Source organism: Desulfoplanes sp. PS50 (assembly GCF_053851535.1).
On the sequence record NZ_JBSPZA010000012.1, the window covers coordinates 61,330 to 84,150 of the forward strand.

Sequence of the window (22,821 nt, forward strand, 5' to 3'; positions counted from 1 at the left end):
TTTCTAATCTTCTGCACATGAAAGAACCGCGAACAGGCCGGAAAATATTTTTTCCGGCCTGTTCGCGGTTGTGATCTGGTTGCCCCGTGTGAAAAGTGCGGTATCGCAGGGTTTTTTATTCAGGAGCTGTCGGGAAGAAGTTTTTGTACATCTGATCGTTTTCTTGTCGTAGAGAATTGCTTGTCAGGTCAATATCAACGAAGGACCAAGCGACTCAGTCGTCAATGGTGTCTGCGTAGTAGGAGAGCTTGAGGCCGGGATTCAGATACTTGTAGGCTCCAGGCTCCAATTCCAGGGTTGATATTCCTTTGCGTATATAGATGTCCGGTTCCTCGGCGATATCCAGGATGGCTGCCTTGGTTCGCGGAATGTCCGGATCATAGATCAGCAGGTGAGGGCGTAGGGGCATGTCGGGATTGGTTGCGATCACCTTCGCCACATTGTCGTTGGAGAGCAGGACGATCGATCCGGGGGGGTATATTCCCAGGCGCTGGGCCAGGGCGGACAGGATATGCATGTCAAGCAGCTCCGCATAGTTCTTGAACATGAACAGGAGGGCCTGGTGGGGGGCGAGACATTTCTGGGGATCGTCATGGTTCGTGAGATTGTCATAGACATTGGCAACGGTAACGATTCTGGAAAGCGGGCCGATGTCCGTGTCTGCAAGTCCTGCAGGATATCCTGCGCCTCCGAGATATTCATGGTGGTTTCTGACCATGTCCAAAACAGCAGAGGGGGTTTCGGGGTCCGCTTTTTGAAGTATCTCGACTCCATATTCCGGATGGCGCTGCACAAGGGCCCGTTCGGGCTTGGTCAGGGTGTCCCTGGATTTGCGCAGGTATTTCTTTTCGATGCGCAATTTGCCGATATCGTGGAGCAGAGCGCCCTTGCCCAGGATCTGCATCTCCTGGTCGGTGAGGTTAAGTGATTCGCCCAGCATAAGGGCGAGAACGGACACGTTCAGAAAATGGTAGGAAAAGTCACCTTCGTCGCCTTCCAGACTCATCAAATGGACAAGGGCCTCTGATTCCGAAAGAAAGACGCCTGCAATCTCTCCCACCACTGCCTCGACCTGTTCCACCCCTGCTTTGTTGGCGGCGAACAAATTCGCCATGATGTTGGGCAGTTGATTCATTGTATGTCGGTATTTTCCCCGGCACCTCTCAATTCTTTTCCCGATTTTTTTCAGCCGGTCGATCTGGTCCTGTTTCTGCCTGAAGGAACATGCGTCCGACTGTGGTTCTTCGGCAGAAAGGGATTCCTGCGGAGATTCCGCGGCCTGTTTCAGGGGCAGGGGGGGCGGTCGCTTTTTTCAGGGAGATAATAGACATCCTTTATGCCAGCTTCTTTGATGCTGCGTATCTGCTTGTCATTTTTGATCTTGAAATTGTTCAGGACAAAAGGGTGTTTCAACCAGTTTTCAGACAGGGAAACAAACATTCCCGGCTGGATCTGGTCAACGGTGATTTTGATTCGTGTATGTGACATGGTGTAATGATGTCTATCTTGATGAAATATTTTCTAAATGACTAATTTCTGCATCATCAGTTTATCTTTTCTGTTTACTTCGATGCACGAATGTATCCATTCTTTCAGCTTGGTTTTTTGATCCATGCGGTCGAAGAATTGCTGGTTGAGTTTCTCTTCCTTTTTTCCCCATAGATTGTTTTGCAGATAGTGATCCATGGCGTTGGCTACATGCACGGCGATCACCGGACTGAAGTCCGGACTCTTGCTCATCTCGGGGGTATGGTGGAAGGCGATCCCCTGGGCGATCCTGAGCGGGATTCCCCACAGGCTCATCAAATAGGCCCCCACCGTGCCGTGGGTTGCCCCGAAGGTGGCGATCTCCAGCCGGGCCATTTCCGATTCCGACGATTGTTTGCGCATGGCGAGCAGTTCGAGATATTCCTCTTCAAAGGTGAGTAGAAGGATATACTTTCCAATGTCATGGAGCAGCCCGGCCATGAAACACATGTTGACGGCGTCCCTGTCGGCTGTCTCCCGGGCGGCGATGGCGGCTGCGTATCGGGCGGTCCTGAAACCATGACGCCATAATGCGTAGATGGGAAGCTCCATATGGCTTATGTCGTGATAGGACATGAACAGATCCGGGGTGTTCACGAGGGTGGTCAGGGTTTCCTTGCCGATGATCGAGGCGGCTTCTTCCAGCGAGGGGAGTTTCTTGATTTCGCAGAGAAAGGAATTCAGGACCACCTTGAGTACGTTCGCCGCCATGGCCGTATCATAGCTGAGGATGTCGGCGATTTCCTTGTGACCTTCCCGTTCCAGGGCCATGTTCATCAACGGGTAAAATATGGGCTGTGAAGGAAGCGTCCCGATTTCGGTGATACTGTCCCGTACTCTTTTCTGGGTAACCAGTTTTTTGAATTGCTGGATTTTGCCGACCAATCTGACGAGATCCTCCTTGGAGTAGGGCTTGTGCAGGAAGGCATGAGCGGGGATGATGGTTTTCAGGATAAGCTCATGATCCGAATGTCCGGACAGGATGATGCGTATGATTCCCGGGTATCGGTTCCTCACTTCCTGAAGAAATGCCGCTCCATTCATTTCCGGCATGTACATGTCGGAAATGACCATGTCGAAGGGGTGTTCGTTAAGCAGATCCAGCCCCTGCCTACCACTTGTAAGGTAATACACGTCCCATGCATCACGCATGTCACGCAGGGACCGTTTCATGGCCCGAAGAATATTTTCTTCATCATCGACAAAGAGGATGCGAATTCTGCTGTCTTCCTGAGTCATAAGCTCCCTGTACCGGAGAAGCTGTTTCTTGTTCGCTCGAAGTGAAAAGCGATCTCACGCAACCGGACTGAACAATGGTTTGTCAGTCGATGGGCAGGCGGATAATGAACACCGCCCCCTGGCCCATTTCACTTTCAACCTCTATTGTTCCGTGATGTTTGTTGACGATTGCTCTGTACGCGAGATTGAGTCCCTGTCCTGTGCCTTTTCCCACTTCCTTGGTCGTGAAGAAGGGATCGAAGATCCTTTGTTTGGTATCCTCCGACATTCCGGGGCCATTGTCGCTGATGCGGATTTCCACCAGATCATCCCGACTTGTCGTGTGGATGCCTATTTTCCCGGTGATCTCTGAGCCTTTTTCTTTTGATTCAGCTATCGCCTGGGCTGCATTGACGATGATGTTCAAGAAAACCTGTTTGATCTCCCCCTGATAACAGGAGACCAAAGGGAGTTCCGGGTCGAGATCCGTTTCCATCTCGGCGTGATATTTCCATTCGTTTTTGGTCACCAGAATGGTATCCACAAGGGCCTGGTTGATATCCAGCGGGGTCTTGTCGTCGCCTCCGGGATGGGCGAACTGCTTCATGGATTTCACTATCTCGGAGATGCGCTGGATGCCCTCCTGGGATTGGCTGAGTGCCAGGGGTATTTCCTCGAGCAGATATTCCAGATCGATTTTGTCCAGCATCTGCTGGATATTGGAAAAGATGGAACCTGTATCGTCTTTTTGGTCCGAAGCGGTTTGTTCCTGGATGTATGTGAGGGCTTCGATGATATCTTTGAACGCATCGTCCAAGAAATCGACATTGTTGCCCACGTATTGTGTCGGCGTGTTTATCTCGTGGGCAATTCCAGCGGCGAGCTGACCAATTGACTCCAGTTTCTGAGCCTGGGTAAGCTGGCTTTCCATGACTTTTTTGGCGGTGATATCGGCCCCGATAAGGATGAACCCGTCGAATGCATTGTCTATGTCCAGAGCGGGGTTGATCGTTATCCCCAGATATCCCTCGGTTCCATTCTGTGTGGTATATCGGATGTCAGGAAGGTGGATGGAACGTTTTTCACGGGCGCATTTGTCCAGGCCTGCGCGTATTTCCGGGCAGTCATGTGTCAGACTCAGGGAAAAAAGCGATTGGTTTTCTACTTCAACGTGACGGATATTGAATATTTTTTCAGCCGTGCCATTGAAGTATTTTATTCTTTTGTCCCGCTGCAGGACGATCAAAAACGCGGACAGGGATTCGATGATCTGTTTGAGCTCCTGCTGGGCGAGGAAAAGTTCCTTTTCGTATTGTTTTCTAATGGTTACATCGGAAATGATCCCGAGGATGCCTATGTCCTTCTCTTGGCGGTAGTCAAAGGTATCGAAGTTCAGGATGACATTTCGGTTGTTGCCCTGGGCATCCCTGAGCGTGCCTTCCAGGATGTGCTCGTTGTGGAGGATTGTGTTTTCATCCTCTCCCAGCAATGGGTCGATATGAAAGGTGGTTTTCAGTTCTCCCGGGCTCGCGGCGAGCAACCTGTCTTTTGAAATGCCGAAAAATCTTTCAAAGGCCCTGTTGCATCCCAGATAGGATCCTTTTCTGAGTTTATAGAAGAGCGGCAAGGGGATGATATCCATGAGAACATCCAGAAACTCTTTTTGTTCTTCGACCTTGCGCAGTGTCTTGTGCTGGACTGTGATATCGATGATTACAAACACGATCCGGTCTATTTCTCCGGAGTTGTTCAACAACGGGGTTCCGGATATGTTCAGGATTTTTTCCTGCCCATCGGGGCGGTGCAGAATGTGCTGGATATTGTGCACCGAACGTTTTTTCGACATTATTTGAATGAATGGCAGGTCGGATTCACACAAAAGGTTGCCGTCAATGTCAGTGACGTGCCATTGTGCTGAATTGAATTGCAGATCGCAGATCTGTTTTTTCGGTATCCCGAAAACGGTTTCGGCCATTTTGTTGGCAAAGGTGATCCGCCCTGACCTGTCGATGACCAGGGTGCAGAAGGGACCCTCCTCGAGGATGCGGTACAGAAGCTCCTGTTTCTTCTGAAGCGTCTTTCGGGCCTCGGAATGGGCCACTATTTCACCGATCAGGCGGGCGGAGATGGCCAGCCGCTTTTTTGCCAGGTCTTCGACGAATTTCGGACGCGTTACATATTCCGAAGCGGCTTTGAACAATGTGCGTTCATCGATATGATACAGATGGGCCAATTTTTGAATGGATTGTCGATCCCTGGGCGGCGTACCGTACCCAAAGACAATGGCCCCGATGACCCTGTGTTCAGAAATGATCGGTAGCCCATACATACGGATTCCCCCGACGCATTCTCTGTCCATTCTCTGTCCCGAGGCTATCACCTGTTTTGCCAGATCTCCCCAGCAAAACTCGTGGCAATGCCACCTGCCGCTCGAGAGGGCCTCTGCATTGTCATCGGTCTGACAAAGATTTCGCGAGGCTTCATCGAGCATACGGCACCACGATGAAGAAAACATCTGCAAGGCATAATCGCCATCGGCCTCGTAGATGGCGAGTGATGAATTGATGAGGGTCAGGGCGTCTTCAGCAATCAATCGCAGTGTCTCTTTACCGACCGTGTCCAGGATCAGCCGTGTCGTGTTCAGCTCGGTGAGATCGCCGTATGGGATATGAAAGTCGGACGGCTTTTTGAAAACAGCATCCAGGTCCTGCTTCATGGAGCAGGAGAAATCGGATGCTTGGCCGTGCTGGGGTGCGGAGCTGTCCTGCTCGGGCCAAAGGGATGTATCTGGCTTATGCGTCATAATCGTGAACCCCTGTATGCGGGAGCTAGCCGTGTGGGTGGCCGGCATACCACGGTTTAAAGACTGGTTCAGGATGATTGGTGATCAGTTCTGGTTGGGAAGTTCATGTTTCTTGTCGATTATTTTTTTGGGAGGGATAAGGACCTGGATCGGCTGCTTGACCCCGTAGGTCTCGTCCATGCGAGTGAGTTTTTCCAGGATGGTTTCAGTTACCTCGTGTCCACTGGGCAGAAGTTTGGACCCGTTGAGGGCAAAAATGTCTTCCATGAGAACCATGAAGGGGCGAAGTCTACCCAGGGTGAGCTGACGAACCTGATACTGCTCTTCCGCCCTGAGCACCTCGACAAATGCCTTGTAGACACGCGGGTCGTAGCGTTCTCTCTTGTCCGCCAGCTTTTTCAGGGCGTCTTTGCTGGACATCCCCCGGTTGACGTAGAGGTTGTAGTCCAGAACCAGCTTCAGAATGCGAGCGCCCAGGGGGATATCCTGCCCCTTGACCGTATCGATGGGCAGTCCGCCACCGTTGAAATATTTTTCCTGGTAGGTGACGATCTCGGCCACCCTTTCCATGCGCGGAATTCTTTTCAGGATATTTGCGCCGATAAAGGGATGCTGATTGTACAGCTGTAATTCTTCGGCATCCAGTTTTTCCCCTGTTCGGATTTTTTTGAGCACCGTGCTGGGCAGGGTAATGCATCCGATCTGCGAGAGCATGGCCGCATTTTCGTAAAGCCAGATATCCATCTCCCCCATGTGGATGGCCACATCCCGGACAAATCGCTTGATACGTGCGGCCCGTTCCATGGCCTCCTGGTTGGTCATGCTCAGGATTTCCATGAGAACCTGGACGGTTCCGGTCAGGGTTTTCTCCAGGAGTTCCTTTTCTCCGGTCTGGAGTCGATATTGGGCAAGGGCGTCATCGAGGGTTCGAATGATATCCTCACTGCGCGTGGGTTTGGTCAGAAAGCGAAAGATATGGCCGCCATTGATCGCCTCTATGGCATCGTTGAGGTCTGCCTGGCCCGTGAGCATGATGCGTACGGTATCGGGAAACATCTTTTTTACATGACTCAAAAAGACGATGCCGTTCATCTTCGGCATTTTCATATCCGCCACGACAACGGCATATGGGCCGGACTTGTTCAATTTTTGAAGCCCTTCCATGGATCCGGGCGCAATATCCACATTGAATTTTTTTCTCAGGATCCGGGTGAATGTTTCCAATATATTGATATCGTCATCAACAAACAGAATTTTTTCCATGAGCATTTTGGTTGTATAGGGAGTTGGAGAAGAAAAAAGCATGATGCATGCATCGTCAACGTATCAGAAATAATTACGCCGCGTGCTTCCTCAACACGGGTGTCCTCTTGTTTTATGAACAATTCTAGCATTATTTTAATGTAAGACTCAAGCCCTGGTGCAGATATTTTTCAGAAGTTAGAAGATTTTAACTTGGAGGTCGCCGGATGGAATCTGGTACCAAAAAAGCCGGGAACAGTGTTCCCGGCTTTTTTGGTGAAGGGTAGATATACAATGGGGATCACAACCCCTGGACCGTTGGAGCTATCCTGGTCAGGGGGAGGATCTTGTGCACCCCGCCCGCTTTGATGGCTTCCTTGGGCATGCCGAAGACCACGCAGGTGGCCTCGTCCTGGGCGATGGTCATGGCCCCGGCATCGAACATCTCCTTCATCCCGGAGGCCCCGTCGTCTCCCATGCCGGTCATGATCACCCCCACGGCGTTGGGTCCGGCATAGCGGGCCGCGGATCTGAACAGGACGTCCACCGATGGCCGGTGGCGTTGGACCAGGGGGCCGTCCTTGAGAGATACATAATACCTGGTTCCGCTGCGGTTTAAAAGCATGTGCCGGTTTCCCGGGGCGATCAGGGCGTGGCCTCGAAGCAGGGTGTCGTTGTCTGCCGCCTCCTTGACCGAAATGGTGCAGATCTCGTTCAGCCGTTTGGCAAAGGAGGCCGTGAACATCTCGGGCATGTGCTGGACAATGGCGATGGCCGGGCAGTCATGGGGCAGGGCCTGGAGAAAGACACGCAAAGCCTCGGTCCCGCCCGTGGAGGCCCCGACAATGACCACCTTTTCCGTGGTCTGCAGGGAAAAGCTTTTCGTGGTTGAGGCGCTGATGACCGCGTCAGCCGAGAGTTTGGGTTCGGGATTCAGTTCGTGGATCTGGCGTTTGGACTTCAGATTTGCCTTGGCCGCCGCCTTGATCGTGTCGATGATCCGGATACGAGCGTCCTCGAAAAACTGCTTGGTCCCGAGTTTGGGTTTCTCGATCACATCCACGGCCCCGTATTCCAGCGCCTTGATCAAGGTGTCCGACCCTTTGACCGTCAGGGTGGAACACATAATTACCGGGATGGGATGCTGGGACATGATCTTGCGCAGGAAGGTCAACCCGTCCATGCGGGGCATCTCCACATCCAGGGTGATCACGTCCGGGACCATCTGAGAAAGGCATTTGGCGGCTGCAAACGGGTCAGATGCCGTGCCGATGACCTTGATCTGCGGATCCGATTCCAGAATATCCTTGAGTGCCGATCGGACCAGGGCTGAATCGTCGACTACAAGAACATTGATCGTGTTTTTTACCATGGTATATCGATGTGTTGAAGAGCTAGTGACAATGAAAGTCCGGGCAGAGGTCTACCTTGGCTGCAGTGCGGCCGTCGAGACGCTTGAGCAGGACCTGGCCGGTCAGGGTGGAGAAGATGATCTTTCTGCCTCGTTCGCCGCCTACATCGGTTCGTTCGATGGGAAGTTCCAGCCGGGCCAGGGTCTGCAAGGCCGCTTCGATGTTTTTGCGCCCCACGCTCCATGTGGATCCGGACGGTTTTCCCAGTACATCAGCTCCGCCAAAGAGCTTCACCCGCAAACCCTTCAGGGTGATTCCCTTGGCCGTGAACCGTTTGAACATCTGCTCGATGGATGTGTCCACATATCGGAAGACGGCTTCCTTTTCGGTGGATTTGCGGCCTGTTTGAGGAAAGAACGGCAGGACGCCGTGGGTCATGCCTCCCAGGTTGTGGGGCGGGGAGAAAAAGGTCACTGACACGCATGAACCCAGGACAGTGGTTATGGTGCTGTCTCCCGAGGCGATGATCGCCTCGCCGGGTTTGAGATAGTGAATCTTCATCTAGGCTCGGACCGAGCGTTTCTGATAGATATGGGGGGCAATCTGGACCACGGGGAGATTCTGGCCCACAAGGCTTTCGGAGTGCCCCATGAACAGGTGGCCTCCGGGACGGATATGATTGCAGATCTTTTGCAGAATCTTTTCCTGGGTTTCACGGTTGAAATAGATGATCACGTTGCGGCAGAACACAATGTCCATGGTTTCGTTCAAGGCAAAGTTCTCCATGAAATTGAGATACCCGAACCTGACCTTTCTGCGCAGTTCCGGTCCGATGCGTACGAGATCCTTGGCCTTGTCCCTGCTGCGCAGAAGATATTTCCGTTTCAGGTGATCGGGGATGCCCCTGACCTGATTGGTCGAATAGACTGCGCGGGCCGCTGTTTTCAGGACGCTGCCGGAGATGTCCGTGGCCAGGATGGAGTAGTCGAATCTGCTATGGGTGGCCGCAAACTCCTGGAGCACGATGGCCAGGGTGTAAGGTTCGGCCCCAATGGAGCAGCCGGCGCTCCAGACCTTGAGCGGGCCGTTGTTTCGTGACGCGGCATGCCATTGTTCCAGCATGCCGTTATTCAAGGCATTAAAATGATCGGGCTGTCGGAAGAATTCCGTGGTATTCGTGGTCACCACGTCGATGAGGTGGACGAGTTCCTCCTTTTGCCCCTTGTCCGAAAAGATGAAATTCCTGTAGTCGGCGTAATCCTCATAACCCAGGACCCGTAAGCGTTTCTTTAGCCTGGACTCGAGCATGACTTTCTTGTTCTCCGGCATCTTGATCCCACACCGTTCCTGAATGAGCTGACTGAACGAGTGGAAGTCCTTGGAACTCATGCATACGGCACCGTAATCCATGTAGTGTTTTGCTGTGTTTTTTTGCATGGATTCAGCTCGCTTGTTCTTCGGCCCTGTTGCTGGAGGCAAGATGGATCAATTCCGGGACATCGAGAATCAAAGCCAGAGTTCCATCGCCCTTGATGGTTGCCCCGGAGAACTCCTTGACGTTCTGGTAGACCTTTCCAAGGGTTTTGATCACGGTTTGATACTCACCGATGACCTCGTCCACGACCAGTCCGGTTTTTCTGCCTTCGATGGCGATGATCACGATCTGTTCGATGGACGGCGGGGTAGAAGTCAGGCCAAACCATCGTCTGAGGCGAATATAGGGCACGATCTGCCCCCGGGTATCGATGACCTGCCGTCGTTCCTCCACGGTGCTGCCGGTTCGGATCAGTTCCACACATTCTTCGACAATATCCAGAGGGATGACATAGAATTCTTCCCCGATGCGGACCTGCAAACCATCGATAATGGCCATGGTCAGAGGAAGCTTGATGGAGATGGTTGTTCCCTGGCCAAGGGTGCTCGAGATATCCACGCGTCCGCGCAGGGATTCGATATCCCTGCGGACGACGTCCATGCCCACGCCCCGTCCGGACACATTGCTCACGGTCTCGGCGGTGGAAAAACCCGCTTCAAAGATGAGTGAGAAAATCTCCCGTTCCGAGAGTTCGTCAGATTCCGAGATAAGTCCCCTGGCAATGGCCTTGGAGCGGAGTATCTCCGCATCAAGTCCCTTGCCGTCGTCAAAGATGGAGATAACCACCTCGCTTCCAGCATGTTCCGCGGAAAGGTGCAGAGTGCCCGCCTCGGGTTTGCCCAGTTTCTTTCGTGTTTCAGGTGACTCGATGCCGTGGTCGATGCTGTTTCGCAGGATGTGCACCAGGGGATCGTTGATCTTTTCGATGACTGTGCGGTCCAGCTCGGTCTCTGCGCCGCTGGTCTCAAAAATGATTTTTTTGCCCAGTTCATCGGAAAGGTCCCGGACCAATCGACGGAATTTGCTGAAGGTCGTGCCGATGGGCAGCATCCGGATGGACAGGGTCTCGTCACGCAGTTCATCGGAGAGGCGTTCCAATTCCTCGGAAAGGCTTTTGAGCAATTGATCCTGGGAACCGGACACGCTTTGGGCGATGCGTGCCTGGACAATGACCAATTCACCCACGAGATCCACCAGGTAGTCGAGTTTTTCCGCGGTTACCCGAACACTGCTGCTTGCGGGACTGGTCTTGATGGGGCGGCTTGGGGTTGCCTTCTGGCGGCTGGTCCGGACGGCTTTTTGTTCGGCAAGGGCCGATCGAACCGCCTCCTCATCCACAACTCCTGCCTCGACCAGCAGGGTGCCCAGGCGGCGTTGCTTGGACAAAATGGCCTGCAACTCCTCAAAGGTAAGATCTCCCCGGTCGAGAAGGATTTCCCCGAGTTTCTTGTATTCCGCATCCTCCATTGCCGGTTCGGCCCGTTCGATCAGGTCAATGGAGAGTTCGCTTTCATCTTCCACAAAGATGAACACGTCGCGGATGGCATTTTCATCCTTGTCCGTTATCAGGATCATGTCCCACCAGATGTAGCACAGCTCCGGATCCATCTCGGCAAGATCGGGAATGTCCCGGGTGTGTGCGATGACCTGGAGCTCACCGAGTTCCTCGAGTTCCTCGAGCAGACCCAGGGGGTTGAGACCGGACATGAAGATATTCTGGGGTGGTTTGAAACAGATCCGATAGATGCCCGGGCCAAGGGGACCCTCGTCGGGAGAGGGAGCCGCGTTCTGGTCCGCCTGCCGGGCGTCCGAAGATAAAGATTGTGTCGTGCCGGCGATATTTCGCAATCCCTGGGTGATTCGGGTCGCTTCCCCGGAATTGGCTTGTTCATCATCAAGCAGCAGGGCGATATGATCCCGGGCCGCAAAGGTGAGATCCAGAAGGGGTTTGGTCACTGCGATTTCACCGCTGCGAACCATATCGAATACGGTTTCCACGTCATGGGTGAACTCGGCGATGACATCAAACCCAAACATGGCACCGGATCCCTTGATGGTATGCATGGCCCTGAAGACCCGACCGATGAGGTCGGTATCCTCTGGATGCTCTTCGAGTTCGAGAAGGGCTGTCTCGAGTTCGGCAAGGAGTTCGGTTGCTTCTTCTCTATAAACCTGTTGGTTGATCTCGTCCTGGGGCATGATGAGTTGTCCTTTAAGGGAGTTGGTACATTTCGGACACGGAGATTGTTGTGGCCTTGAATAATCGGTATGGGACAATACATGGACATGAAGCCCGAGGTACCGTGCTACCGGAGTACCTTTTTGACCACACCGAGCAACTGATCCGGTTTGAAGGGTTTGACGATCCATCCGGTGGCCCCGGCTGCCTTGCCCTCGGCCTTGGCCGAGGCCTGGGATTCCGTGGTCAGCATGATGATGGGGATGAACTTGAAGGCCGCCATCTGGCGTACAGCCTTGATCAGGCCGAATCCGTCCAGGCCGGGCATATTCAGATCGGTGAGGATCATTTTCACATCGGGATTGATCTTGGTCAGGGCATCGTTCCCGTCGGTGGCTTCGATGGATGTGTAGCCCGCACCCTCGAGGGTGAATTTGACCATCTGCCGGATGCTGGCGGAGTCGTCCACAATGAGAATCGTTTGTGACACCTTGGATCTCCTTGTTGGTTGTATCTTTTGTATGAACGCTTCTACAACGGGTTATGCGTCTGTGGATGAAAATTCGAATCCGGATTTCCCGGCCAGATCACAGAGGGCTTGGGGCATATCGATCGAGATGCGGGTCGCTGAGTTTTTTTTACAGGATCGCTCGTACGCGGAAAGAAGCTGAAAAAAGGAGAGGTCGGCGGCTTCAACCTCGGCAAGGTCGATCAGAATGTCCTGATCGCTGGTTACTTCGCTCACCAGCGTAGTCGCGATGGCCGCGGCATTTTCGATGGTACATGAGCCCCTGAAGGTGATTTTCTTTCCCTGGGGTATCTGTGAGATCGTCAAGCATTCCATACCGATGTCCTCTGGTTGAAGTGTCGGATCCATAGCCCCGGGCGTGATATGCCCTTGCTGACACAGGGGGCTGACCGTGCTTTGAACGGATTAAAAAAGTTCGACATTATCGTCGTCACCAAACAATTCCACCCCGTCGTCATCGTCTCCAAAAAGCTCTACGCCCTCTTCCTGGTCATCGAAAAGCTCGATGTCCTGACTGTCCTCGGGGATTTCCTTGCTGTCGGCATGTTCTGCATCACCCAGGCCCAATGCCATCTGATGGATGATCCGTTCACTCTCCATGGTGTAACGGTGCAACAACTCGTCGAATTTTGCAGGCAGTTCCGTGGCGGGATCGACATGAGCTTCTTCCAATTGGCTGATGAGCCGGGCAAAATCGTCCCGCACCGTTTGAAGATGCGAACAGATGGCCTCATGGAGCACGATGCCCTTGGCAAAGGAACGTATATCCCGGCCAAGGCTGTGTCCCATGGAGGACACGGCTGCAAAGACATGGTCCATCTGGGCCTTGAGATCCACCAATCTGCCCAGTGATGCTTCCTGGTCTTTGATGGTCGTTTCCAGACTTTTCAGTTCTTCTTCCTGGCCGGTACGATTTTGCAGTTGTTTCGACGTGTCTGCCAGGCCGGCCAGAACCCTGAGAACCTGAAGAGTGTGTTCCTTGGTGCGCATGGAGAGTCGCTGGATTTCATGGGCCAGCACTCCCATGGCCAGCCCCTTGTCACCGACGCCGGCAGATTTGATGCTCGCGTTCAAAGAGATGAGCTCGATTTCGTCGCCAAGATCCCGCACCTCCCTGGCGGCAGAATCCATGTCCTTGACCGTGTCGGCAACCGGAATAATCATCTGCTGCTGTTCCTGCATGCCGGCGACGAAGTGGTGCACGTTGTCAATGACCTGGTCCATGCTCGATCGGATGACGTCCAGAACCGATTCCTGATTCTGCTGGCCTTTGGCATCGAAACCGTGGATCGCCTGCATGAAGAGATCGACAATGGCGGCGATATGTTCCACCTGGGTCTTGAAATCCAGGACCGCTTTTTCAAACTGTTCGCTGCCGCTTTCGAGCTGGTGGGCCTGGATTTTTGCAATCTGCAGGACAAAGGTCAGTACCTGCTGGAGCGAATAATCCGAGTTTTCAGCGGCCACGTAGCCGTGGATCAGCTCGACAGCGTCTCTGGCGCATTCCTCGACATGTTCAATCTGCTGGCGGACGATATCGTGAAACTGCAGACTGGTAACGGCCGTGGATGTGCTGGAGGCGATCTGTTCTGAATGGACAATCAACTCGTCCGAAACCCTGTTGGATTGTTCCACGATCGCGGCCAGATCATCGATATTACCTGCCAGACTCGATACAACCTGATCCAAAAGACAGTGCTGGGAGGTAAAGAGTTTTTTGGTACCGCTTTGGACCTTCAGGGTCGTGGCAATGATCTCGTTGGATCGATTGGAGATTTCAGCGGAGCTTTCCTCGATCCTGGCCACCAGCTTGTCCACGTCATCGGCCAGGGAGGTGAATCCCCGGCCGTATTCTCCCAGGCGGGCACTTTCAATGCGGGTGGAGATGCCAAGCATGCGCAATGCCTTGATCACCCGGGCGAACTCTTGAAACAACTCCTTCAGTTTGTTCAGACTGGCGATGATTCGGGAAAGATCCTCCAGGGTCGCTCCATCGGTCATGGTCTGACACAGGGAGGATACCGTCCCCATAAAGGCTTGAAGATCATTGATCCTGCCGGTTATTTCCTCCCCGGAAGCGAGCTCGGCCAGGGAGGAAACTTCCGATGTAATCTCCCGGGATCGCGATGAAAAATCCATCAGGTTGCTACCCAGTTGGAGAAAATCCTCCTCTTTGTCCGCAAGGATGTTGTGCAGGCGTCGCTCCATTTCCTGGAGTTGTGCGGATACGTCCTCCAAACTCGGATTGGTGGCGACAAGAGAGGTTTCTTCCGAAGAGATCCCGGAGTCGAACGGTTCAGGCATTGTGATTTCCTGGTTAGGATTCCTGGGCAACGTTCAATTCTTCGGAATCGAATATCTTCATACAGTCAAGGATAATCACGAAATCGTCGTCGCGTCTTCCCATTCCCTTGACGAACCGATTGTCCAGGCTCAACCCCATGGTCGGTACCGGTTCAATGGAATCCGGGCTGATCTCGATGACCTCGCTGACAGAATCCACAAGGGCGCCAATGGTCAGGGAATCGTTTTCCTGTTCCACATCGAGGATGATGATGCAGGTATCCACGGTATCATCGCCCATGGGGAGATGGAATTTTTTGCGCAGATCGAAGACGGGCACTGCATGACCACGGAGGTTGATCACCCCGCGCATGGACTCGGGGGTGCGCGGAACCTTGGTGATCCGGGTAAGTTCCAGGACCTCTTTGACCGAATCGATGTCCATGGCATAGATTTCCTGATCCAGTGAAAAGGTGAGAAACTGGTTGGTTGCCGCCTCGGTTTCGTTGCTCATGAATGCCTCCGTTTCATATGTGTCCGGTGTTGTTGTTGGTTGTTATGTAGTTAAAGATGGTTATACGATTTCGATTTGGTTTTCAAATCTTATTGTTCCCCTCTTTTTCCTTGGATGCCCGATGTAATCAGGGTTTTGTGGCGCATGCAGCATCGTTTTGCTGCAATGCCGTGGCAATCATTCTGGAAAAGTTCGCCATGGTGAACGGCTTGGTCAGCATGCCGGCGACCCCGGCTTTTTGGGCCTCTGCGGCCACGGTCTCCCGATCGTGTCCGGAGCAGAGGATCACCGGGATGTTCGGAGCGATCTGGTTGATGGTGGTTATGACCTCCATCCCGTCCATATCCGGCATGACCAGGTCGGTGACCACGAGATCGAATCGGGAAGGATCCTGTTTGAGCAGGGCCAGCCCGTCGCTGCCCTTGCTGGCTGCTGTGATCGTATATCCCAGAGTGGTCAGTGATTGGTTGGCCCACTCGAGGATCTCCGGCTGGTCGTCGATGAACAGAATGTGCCCGTATCCGTAGTGGTATGCCCGTTGTTCAGTGGGAATGCTCCGATGGAGCGTGGTGTCCGTGGGCAGGTGGATATGGACGCGGGTCCCTTTACCCTCCCGACTTTGGATGGTGATGTTTCCCTGGAGGTCTTTGACGATGGCATAGACGATGGGAAGTCCCATGCCTGTTTTTTCCTGGAAGTTGGGGCCGGCGATAAAAAAAGGTTCAAAAACCCGTTCCAGGGTTTGAGCGGGCATGCCCGGCCCGTTATCTTCGATTTTCAGGTAAAAATATTCTCCCCGGGCCAGGTCGTCGGGAAAGCCTTCCGGGAGATCGCCCGGGCCGACAATGGTCAGGGTCATGTCGATGGTGCCCTTGGTGGTGCCCAGGGCGTTGATGGCGTTGTTCAGGAGATGGGTGATGATCTGATAGGTCTGACAGGGCTCCGCAATCAACTTCATTCCCTTGTCCGTGATGGAGTAATTCAGGGTTACGGTTGGCGGGAGAAGCTCCTGAAAGGATTTCAGTATCTCCTTGATGATGATTCCGATACGCAGGGGATGTTTGTCCTGTGCGGTCCGGCCACTGAAGGTCATGATCTGTTCGACGAGTTCCTTGCCCTGTTCCGCAGAGACAAGAACATTGCTCAGATACTGCTGGCAAGGATGGTCGTCTGCAAGCTCGAGCTGGGTCATCTCGGTAAACCCCATGATCCCCATGAGCAGATTGTTGAAATTGTGGGCGATGCCACCGGCCAGGGTGCCCAGGGCCTCCAGATTGCGGGACTGGGCGCGACGTTTTTCGTCCAGCGCCGAAGTGGTGATGTCTTTTCGGCGGATATAATAATGGGTGATCACGCCGTGTCCATCACGCAGGGGAAGCAGGTAGATGAGCTCCACCCTGGTGGAACCGTGCGGTTGTTTGATTTCGAGTTTGCCCCGAAACGGGACGCCCTGGGTAAATGGCTTCTGGAATTGGGGAAACAGTGGTGATCCGTGCTCGTCGGTCTGCAAGATCGCGGCAGTCGTTCCAATGAGATCCTGTCGGGTGCATCCCATTCGCTGGGCCTCGAATTCATTGACATGACAGATGATCCCTTCATGGTCCGTGAAGGTGATTCCATAGCCGGACTGTTCCAGAACCAGATGCACCAGATGGACATATTCGTGAAAGGGCATCCATTTGCACGCGCTATGATCGTCGACGTGCGCTGTCGCGCAGGAATGATCGACAAGGGAAAGGACTTCGCGGGTACAATCCTGCATCCTGGTCATGCTGTGGCAGGTGCCGATGATTTCGGTCTCTGCTCCGGGGAACCGTTCTCCCTTGAAAAGCATGTACTCGGTCGCCCCGTTCCTGCGAACAATGCGCAAGGTGGAGTTGATTGTCCCGGTTTGACGGGCTGTATTCCAAATCGATTCGAACAGACCGTGGTCCTCGTGATGGATAAAGGTCTTGAGTCCGCTCAACCCGCGAATCGGATCTGTTTCCTCGTCTCCAAGATAGGCGAGCAGGGCGGACGAACAGAGAAAGGAATTATCCGCCGTGTCGAATTTCCAGGAATATTCGTCCAAAAGCGGTTCCAGGGCAGGGAGCTGCTCTGCAATGGACAGACAATCCGGAAAGATGTTCATGAAGGTTCCTTGTACAGAATACGCCCGTACGCTTGGCTAGATGGAAGAAAGCATGGTTGTGTTCCTCCCGCTGGATCGCCAGGGGCGATCCAGCGGGAGGAAGTGGGGCACATATCGGTTTAGAATTTCTCGAAATCATCGTCCTTGACGTCTTCTTCGAGATGGAGATCGATTCCCTTGGTTGAGGATTCGGTTTTTCCGGTCTGATGGCGGACCGGAAGCTGCGGTTGCGAGGTTCCTCGGGGAGCATGGGAACTTCGCGACTGACGAGTTTTGAAGGTGCCACCGTTATTTCCGATATTGAAGAAGGTCATGGATGCCTGCATCTGCTCGGCCTGGGAAGAGAGTTCTTCGGAGGTCGCGGCCATTTCCTCGGAGGCCGAGGCGTTCTGCTGGACGACCTGATCGAGCTGCTGCACGGCCTGATTGATCTGTTCGGCACCTGCGTCCTGTTCTCTGCTGGCAGCCGCAATTTCCTGAACCAGTTCAGCGGTTCGCCTGATGTCCGGAACAATGCTGTCGAGCATCTTACCGGCGGACTCGGCCTTTGCCACGCTGGAGCCGGAGAGTTCGCTGATCTCGGCGGCGGCATTGCCGCTGTTTTCGGCCAGCTTGCGGACTTCGGCCGCCACGACCGCGAATCCCTTGCCGTGTTCGCCGGCCCGGGCCGCCTCGATGGCCGCGTTCAGGGCCAGCAGGTTGGTGTTGCGGGCGATCTCTTCGATGATGGAGATCTTGTCGGCGATGTTCTTCATGGCCACCACGGTTTCGCCCACGGCCACACCGGTTTCCGCGGCGTCAGAAGCGACCTTTGTAGCGATTTTTTCCGTCTGCAAAGCGTTGTCTGTGTTCTGGCGGATATTCGCGGCCATCTGTTCCACGCTGGAGGAGATCTCTTCTACAGAGGCCGCCTGTTCGGTGGAACCCTGGGAGAGCTGTTCAGCGGTGGAGCTGAGTTCCTCGCTGCCCGAGGCCACGTTGTCACCCGCCGACTGGACCTCGCCGACAATGCCCCTGAGTTTGATGACCATGGCGTTCAAAGCGTTCGCCAGGATGCCTATTTCGTCTTTCTGGTTGACGTCGAGCTGACTGGTAAAATCACCCTTGGCCATGGATTCGGCAAACCCGACGCCTTTGAGGATGGGCCCGGTAATCATCTTGGTCAGGATGAAGCCCACGATCAGGGAGAAGATCACGCCAAAGCCGACAAAACAGATCACCGTGAAGATCCCGGTGCTCGCGGTTGCCGCGGATTCATCGACCCGGCTTCTGGCTTCCCTCACGTTGATGGCCACGAGTTTGGCCGTTGTGGAGAAGACCTTGTCCATGTCTTCTCGGTTGTCCACAAGAACGATTTTGGCCATTTTATCAAAGATGGCTGTACCCTGTTCGGCGAGGGCACGCATCTCGCGAAATTTTTCAAAAACCCGTTCCATGTTGGGCAGCAGCCTGGCGGAGTACACATTTTCAGCCGCGGCCTTCTCGTTGCGGGCCGCAAGCTCTTTGATCTCGGCGATGGCATGATGGAACGCATCGTGCGATGACGTGATCTCGTTCAGCAGGGTCTGCATCTGGGGGTTGCTGGTCTGATACCCGGCCTTCCACTTCCCAAAGGCGCATTGCGCGGGATCCCCGCCCCCTTCAAAATTTTTTCCGGTCAGAAGCAGTTCATCGACCAGGGCCATCAGTTTGTAATGATCGCCCCGGAAGCTTTCCAGCTTTTCCAGGAGCCCCATAGGATTGAGCATGTCCATTTCCTGGAGTTTCTGGGACAACTGGACCACTTCATTGTTTCTCGGCCCGGCGAGTCCGGTCGCATCCTGGAATTGCTTGAAGGGTTCAGCCTCTTCAGGGGTATGGGGAAGCGCAGCATAGATATCTATGTTTTTTCCATAGATCTCACGTGCTTTTCCGATCTCTGCATATTGATGGTCGCGTTCTTCCCTGGTCAGGTTGGGACTCAGCAGGGCCTTGACCGAGGCGTCCACGGTTTTGAGCTGGGATTCCAGATTGAGCAGGCTTTCCACGGCCGGAAGATTCACCCCGCCGACCAGTTCTGAATAGTTGGTGATGTTTTTGGCAACGTAGATCCCAACACCCCCGACAATGAGGGTGATCAGCGCCGTGACAATGAACCCCCCGATCAGTTTTACTCCAATTTTGAAATTTTTCACAAATCCCTCCTGATAGCTTGTGGCTCGGATTGCCGGAATCGTCCTGCACGAAAGGATGTTTTCCGGTTTATCCTGTGATGACTCCCCACCCCGTGTGATTGGGAGACTGCCTCTTGCTTGCCTGGTGGATGCGAGAAGAACACCTTCTCCCGTGTTTCACGAGGTAGGGCAACGAGTTGATTTGCTTAATCAAGATTTGTGCCGGTTTTGCCGGTAAATAGTATTCCTTTTATTTTAGATGATTATCAATTTTCTGGTACAGGGGGCGAGTAAATTGGATATCGATTTTCATGCACGAGAGGACATGATTCATGTGGGAAATGAATAAATCTCTCGGAACCAGAGAATGTGTCTTTTCTGCTGGGATCCATTGAGAGAGTGCCAAAAGGGGGATGAAGATGGCAGAACCAAAAGGACGGGGATGTTACTGGATGTCGTATTTGCTCAAAATGGAATAGACCCTTGAACGGGTGAGACCGGCCTGGTGGGCGATTTGTTTCACGTCGCCGGCAAAGTGGTTCCAGAGGTCCTGGAAATAGCGGCGTTCGGTTTCGTGGTACATGAGATCCTTGAAATTTTTCCAGTCCGGAATGGAATCAAAGGAGAGGGGGGAGCTCTCTGGATTGAGAAGCGAGGTGCAGGGATTCGGGGTGTGAAGTTGGCTCTTGAGCACGGCAACCCGCATGCTTACGGGAAGTATTTTCTGGTGCAGGACCGGGTCCTTGGCCGCCTTGGCAATGACCCGTTCCATGAGATTGACCAGTTCCCGGACATTGCCCGGCCATTCGTAATGTTCCAGGATATCCATGAATCCCTGGCTCGCGATTTTCGGGGCCATCCCTGTTTTGGTGCAGATGGTGGTGGTGTAATGCTGCACAAGAAGACAGATGTCCTCTTTGCGATGTTTCAGCAGGGGGAGGTGGATTTCATGGGAGCGGATCCGAAAGAGCAGATCGCTTCGGAATTTTTCCTGGTCGGCAAGAACATCGAGGTCCTTGTTGGTCGCCGCGATCAGTCTGAAATCGCTTACGCGTTCCCTGGTCGAGCCGATTCTCCGGTAGGTCTTGGTTTCCAGCACCCTGAGAAGTACCTTCTGGTTTTTCGGTGAGAGCTCCCCGATTTCATCCAGGAACAATGTGCCCCCGTGGGCCAGGGCGACCAGCCCCTCCTTGTCGGTTATGGCCCCGGTAAAGGCCCCTTTGCTGTGACCGAACAGGGCGTTTTCCACCAGGTTTTCCGTGAGTACGGCACAATCCACGGTAACAAAGGGCTTGTCTGCCCGGGAGCTGTTGTCGTGAACCGCACGGGCGAAGATTTCCTTTCTAGTTCCTGTACTTCCGGTGATCAGCACGCTGTATTCACCGTGTGCGGCTTCACCCATTTCCTTCAGGGCCGCTGTCAGGGCCGGACTGGTGCCGATGATATGATTGTTCACGACCGGCCGGATGGGTTCGCGCTCGAGGCGGTCCTTGCGGTATGCCAGGGCCTGTTGAAGGATCAGGGCGATCTGCTTTACGGAGGCCGGTTTTTGTACGTAGTCAAAGGCGCCCTGGGTCAGGGCCCGTTCCGCGCCATCGAGATCGGCGAATCCGGTGACAACGATGACCTCGGGTCTCGAGGGCATGTTTCTGAGCTCGGCAACGATATCCAGTCCGCTGCCGTCAGGAAGGCGGATGTCCAGCAGGACCACGGCGATGTCCTGGGTCGAGGCCGCCTGCAGCCCCTCCTGCAGGGCCCCTGCCGTGAAAGGAGCATGTCCGGCCTTGGTCGCCAGGGTGCTGAAAAGTTCCCGGATGTTGGGCTGATCGTCGATGATCAGAATGTTTTGGGGGATGGTTGTGGTCATACAGGGTTTCACAGCGTAACGGATTAATGGTATTGGTTATTTATGTAGCCCAAACCGCAGGTGTCCACACGCAGTCTTTTCATTGCAGTCAGGGCAAGGGGAGGGCGTATTTAAGTCGCTGAAATCACATGGCCGGCTCACCCTGTTTGGGGCGGATTGAAACTCCCTCGCCGGCCTCGCAAGCATTCGAGCAAAAATATCTCTAACAACATTACCCAAAATCTCGTAGGGGCGATTCACGAATCGTCCGCTTTTCTGCGCCCCGGGAGGTGCAGAAAAGCAAACGGGTTGCCAGAAATTTTTGGGTTTGGGCTTGCTATATGGGGTTTCTCAACAACAACGGGTTACAAAATGGTTTTGGTTTAGTTGCAACTTCTCAAGGAAAATGAAATCTGCTCCGCTGCAATCGCCAATCAAAAGACTGTTTTCGCTCGCTTCCCGGGGCTCGTGAAAACGGGCGATTCGTGAATCGCCCCTACGCGGAAATGTCGTTGTGCCTTACGATTGACCCATTGAATGTTATGCTGAACGATTATGTTTATTTTTGCGACCGAACCTTTTCCCTACAGGAGCATGTCGCATGTGCCCAATTTTGAACAATGAACCAGGAGAACCGGAATGAAAGAAGAACGGGATACCGTTATCGATCAGATTCTTGAAACCATTCGTCAGACCGCGACCCACTATGGATTGTGGTTTGCCGAGGCCGTGCATCAGGTCGGCCTGAAAACGGCTTTGGAGGCGGAGCACGAGGCCGGGGATCGGCTGCAGGGGATTCTGGAACACCGGATGTGCCGGGTGTTCGGCAAGTCTTCCCGGGAAGAACTATTCGCCGGGATGGATGAGGCAGCCCTGAACAAACTGGCCAAATCTCTGCACACATCCTGGCTGGCTGCGGACGGGGTCTGGTTCCAGGCGGTGGAGAGCCGCTGCGGCATGGACGATGCCAAACGGGTCAACGACACCTGCTGGATGCGGTTTTCCCCCCTGGAGGCCCACCGGATCAAGGCGATTCTCGGCCTTGCCGAGCAATCCGGCCTGGAGGGACTGAAAAAGGCCCTGGCCCGGCGCATGTACGCGCACATCAACACCTGGGAGATCGTGGAGGAAACACCCACCTCCTTTATCTTCCGGATGAACAAGTGTCGGGTACAGACGGCGCGAAACCGCAAGGGCCTGGCGGATTATCCCTGCAAGTCCGGGGGAAAGGTCGAATACCGGGGATTCGCCCGGGAGATCGATCCGCGCATCCAGACCACCTGCATCGGCTGCCCGCCGGACGAGCATCCCAAAGAGTGGTATTGTGCGTGGCGGTTTGAGATGGAGGAATGAAAGGAAGGGAGATAAAGTGCGCAGTGCGCAGGAGGCAGTGCGCAGGAAAGGCGACTGGAAGGTGAATGTTTGTAGGGGCGAACCTTGTGTTCGCCCAAACCCGAACGAGCAGGAGGAAAAGAAGGGAGGCGGGAGGCGGGAGGCCGGAGACAGAAAAATGCGCAGGAGGCAGTGCGCAGGAGAGGCGAATGGAAGGTGAATGTTTGTAGGGGCGAACCTTGTGTTCGCCCAAACCCGAACGAGCAGGAGGAAAAGAAGGGAGGCGGGAGGCGGGAGGCCGGAGACAGAAAAATGCGCAGGAGGCAGTGCGCAGGAG

17 protein-coding genes are annotated in these 22,821 nt (G+C 53.9%); 1 reads left to right on the plus strand and 16 read right to left on the minus strand.

The window, feature by feature from the left end; genetic code table 11:
* Positions 1-214: 214 nt before the first annotated feature.
* The 16 genes from ACTVJH_RS07340 to ACTVJH_RS07415 form a co-directional block, all read right to left on the minus strand.
* Positions 215-1,135: an HD-GYP domain-containing protein gene (locus ACTVJH_RS07340; protein ID WP_455988981.1), complete on the minus strand. Its 921-nt coding sequence runs from the start codon at positions 1,133-1,135 to the stop codon at positions 215-217.
* A gap of 149 nt (positions 1,136-1,284) precedes the next feature.
* On the minus strand, positions 1,285-1,488 hold the full coding sequence (locus ACTVJH_RS07345; RefSeq protein ID WP_455988983.1) for a DUF3391 domain-containing protein: 204 nt from the start codon (positions 1,486-1,488) through the stop codon (positions 1,285-1,287).
* A gap of 33 nt (positions 1,489-1,521) precedes the next feature.
* Positions 1,522-2,766, minus strand: coding sequence for an HDOD domain-containing protein (locus ACTVJH_RS07350; RefSeq protein WP_455988985.1), 1,245 nt, complete (start codon positions 2,764-2,766; stop codon positions 1,522-1,524).
* An 82-nt stretch (positions 2,767-2,848) separates the two neighbouring features.
* Positions 2,849-5,548, minus strand: coding sequence for a PAS domain S-box protein (locus ACTVJH_RS07355; RefSeq protein WP_455988987.1), 2,700 nt, complete (start codon positions 5,546-5,548; stop codon positions 2,849-2,851).
* 84 nt (positions 5,549-5,632) lie between these two features.
* Positions 5,633-6,853 carry an HD domain-containing phosphohydrolase gene (locus ACTVJH_RS07360; protein ID WP_455988989.1) on the minus strand — a complete coding sequence of 407 codons (1,221 nt, stop codon included), beginning with the start codon at positions 6,851-6,853 and terminating at the stop codon, positions 5,633-5,635.
* Positions 6,854-7,091: 238 nt separating this feature from the next.
* On the minus strand, positions 7,092-8,162 hold the full coding sequence (locus ACTVJH_RS07365) for a protein-glutamate methylesterase/protein-glutamine glutaminase (RefSeq protein ID WP_455988991.1): 1,071 nt from the start codon (positions 8,160-8,162) through the stop codon (positions 7,092-7,094).
* A 22-nt stretch (positions 8,163-8,184) separates the two neighbouring features.
* Positions 8,185-8,703: a chemotaxis protein CheD gene (locus ACTVJH_RS07370; RefSeq protein ID WP_455988993.1), complete on the minus strand. Its 519-nt coding sequence runs from the start codon at positions 8,701-8,703 to the stop codon at positions 8,185-8,187.
* A complete protein-coding gene (locus ACTVJH_RS07375) occupies positions 8,704-9,579 on the minus strand; it encodes a CheR family methyltransferase (RefSeq protein WP_455988995.1) in 876 nt (291 codons plus the stop codon). It lies immediately after the preceding gene.
* Between the two features lie 4 nt (positions 9,580-9,583).
* Positions 9,584-11,716: a chemotaxis protein CheA gene (locus tag ACTVJH_RS07380; protein ID WP_455988997.1), complete on the minus strand. Its 2,133-nt coding sequence runs from the start codon at positions 11,714-11,716 to the stop codon at positions 9,584-9,586.
* Positions 11,717-11,823: 107 nt separating this feature from the next.
* Positions 11,824-12,186: a response regulator gene (locus tag ACTVJH_RS07385; RefSeq protein WP_455988999.1), complete on the minus strand. Its 363-nt coding sequence runs from the start codon at positions 12,184-12,186 to the stop codon at positions 11,824-11,826.
* A gap of 51 nt (positions 12,187-12,237) precedes the next feature.
* Positions 12,238-12,540: an STAS domain-containing protein gene (locus tag ACTVJH_RS07390; RefSeq protein ID WP_455989001.1), complete on the minus strand. Its 303-nt coding sequence runs from the start codon at positions 12,538-12,540 to the stop codon at positions 12,238-12,240.
* Positions 12,541-12,630: 90 nt separating this feature from the next.
* A complete protein-coding gene (locus tag ACTVJH_RS07395; protein ID WP_455989003.1) occupies positions 12,631-14,529 on the minus strand; it encodes a hypothetical protein in 1,899 nt (632 codons plus the stop codon).
* Between the two features lie 13 nt (positions 14,530-14,542).
* The gene (locus ACTVJH_RS07400; protein WP_455989005.1) at positions 14,543-15,022 is read right to left on the minus strand and encodes a chemotaxis protein CheW; all 480 of its coding nucleotides are present in this window, start codon (positions 15,020-15,022) and stop codon (positions 14,543-14,545) included.
* Positions 15,023-15,149: 127 nt separating this feature from the next.
* Positions 15,150-17,153, minus strand: coding sequence for a response regulator (locus tag ACTVJH_RS07405; RefSeq protein WP_455989007.1), 2,004 nt, complete (start codon positions 17,151-17,153; stop codon positions 15,150-15,152).
* Positions 17,154-17,272: 119 nt separating this feature from the next.
* Positions 17,273-19,327: a methyl-accepting chemotaxis protein gene (locus ACTVJH_RS07410; protein WP_455989009.1), complete on the minus strand. Its 2,055-nt coding sequence runs from the start codon at positions 19,325-19,327 to the stop codon at positions 17,273-17,275.
* Between the two features lie 424 nt (positions 19,328-19,751).
* The gene (locus ACTVJH_RS07415) at positions 19,752-21,173 is read right to left on the minus strand and encodes a sigma-54-dependent transcriptional regulator (RefSeq protein ID WP_455989011.1); all 1,422 of its coding nucleotides are present in this window, start codon (positions 21,171-21,173) and stop codon (positions 19,752-19,754) included.
* A gap of 618 nt (positions 21,174-21,791) precedes the next feature.
* Here ACTVJH_RS07415 and ACTVJH_RS07420 point away from each other — a divergent pair.
* Positions 21,792-22,505 carry a DUF6125 family protein gene (locus tag ACTVJH_RS07420; protein WP_455989013.1) on the plus strand — a complete coding sequence of 238 codons (714 nt, stop codon included), beginning with the start codon at positions 21,792-21,794 and terminating at the stop codon, positions 22,503-22,505.
* The last annotated feature ends 316 nt before the right edge of the window (positions 22,506-22,821 follow it).

Coding starts and splice junctions, on each gene's coding strand:
- ACTVJH_RS07390 (WP_455989001.1), bottom strand. CDS start 12,540: ATGGAATGCTTGACGATCTCACAGATACCCCAGGGAAAGAAAATCACC.
- ACTVJH_RS07360 (WP_455988989.1), bottom strand. CDS start 6,853: ATGCTTTTTTCTTCTCCAACTCCCTATACAACCAAAATGCTCATGGAA.
- ACTVJH_RS07400 (WP_455989005.1), bottom strand. CDS start 15,022: ATGAGCAACGAAACCGAGGCGGCAACCAACCAGTTTCTCACCTTTTCA.
- ACTVJH_RS07375 (WP_455988995.1), bottom strand. CDS start 9,579: ATGCAAAAAAACACAGCAAAACACTACATGGATTACGGTGCCGTATGC.
- ACTVJH_RS07370 (WP_455988993.1), bottom strand. CDS start 8,703: ATGAAGATTCACTATCTCAAACCCGGCGAGGCGATCATCGCCTCGGGA.
- ACTVJH_RS07420 (WP_455989013.1), top strand. CDS start 21,792: ATGAAAGAAGAACGGGATACCGTTATCGATCAGATTCTTGAAACCATT.
- ACTVJH_RS07345 (WP_455988983.1), bottom strand. CDS start 1,488: ATGTCACATACACGAATCAAAATCACCGTTGACCAGATCCAGCCGGGA.
- ACTVJH_RS07355 (WP_455988987.1), bottom strand. CDS start 5,548: ATGACGCATAAGCCAGATACATCCCTTTGGCCCGAGCAGGACAGCTCC.
- ACTVJH_RS07395 (WP_455989003.1), bottom strand. CDS start 14,529: ATGCCTGAACCGTTCGACTCCGGGATCTCTTCGGAAGAAACCTCTCTT.
- ACTVJH_RS07380 (WP_455988997.1), bottom strand. CDS start 11,716: ATGCCCCAGGACGAGATCAACCAACAGGTTTATAGAGAAGAAGCAACC.
- ACTVJH_RS07340 (WP_455988981.1), bottom strand. CDS start 1,135: ATGAATCAACTGCCCAACATCATGGCGAATTTGTTCGCCGCCAACAAA.
- ACTVJH_RS07350 (WP_455988985.1), bottom strand. CDS start 2,766: ATGACTCAGGAAGACAGCAGAATTCGCATCCTCTTTGTCGATGATGAA.
- ACTVJH_RS07415 (WP_455989011.1), bottom strand. CDS start 21,173: ATGACCACAACCATCCCCCAAAACATTCTGATCATCGACGATCAGCCC.
- ACTVJH_RS07405 (WP_455989007.1), bottom strand. CDS start 17,153: ATGAACATCTTTCCGGATTGTCTGTCCATTGCAGAGCAGCTCCCTGCC.
- ACTVJH_RS07365 (WP_455988991.1), bottom strand. CDS start 8,162: ATGGTAAAAAACACGATCAATGTTCTTGTAGTCGACGATTCAGCCCTG.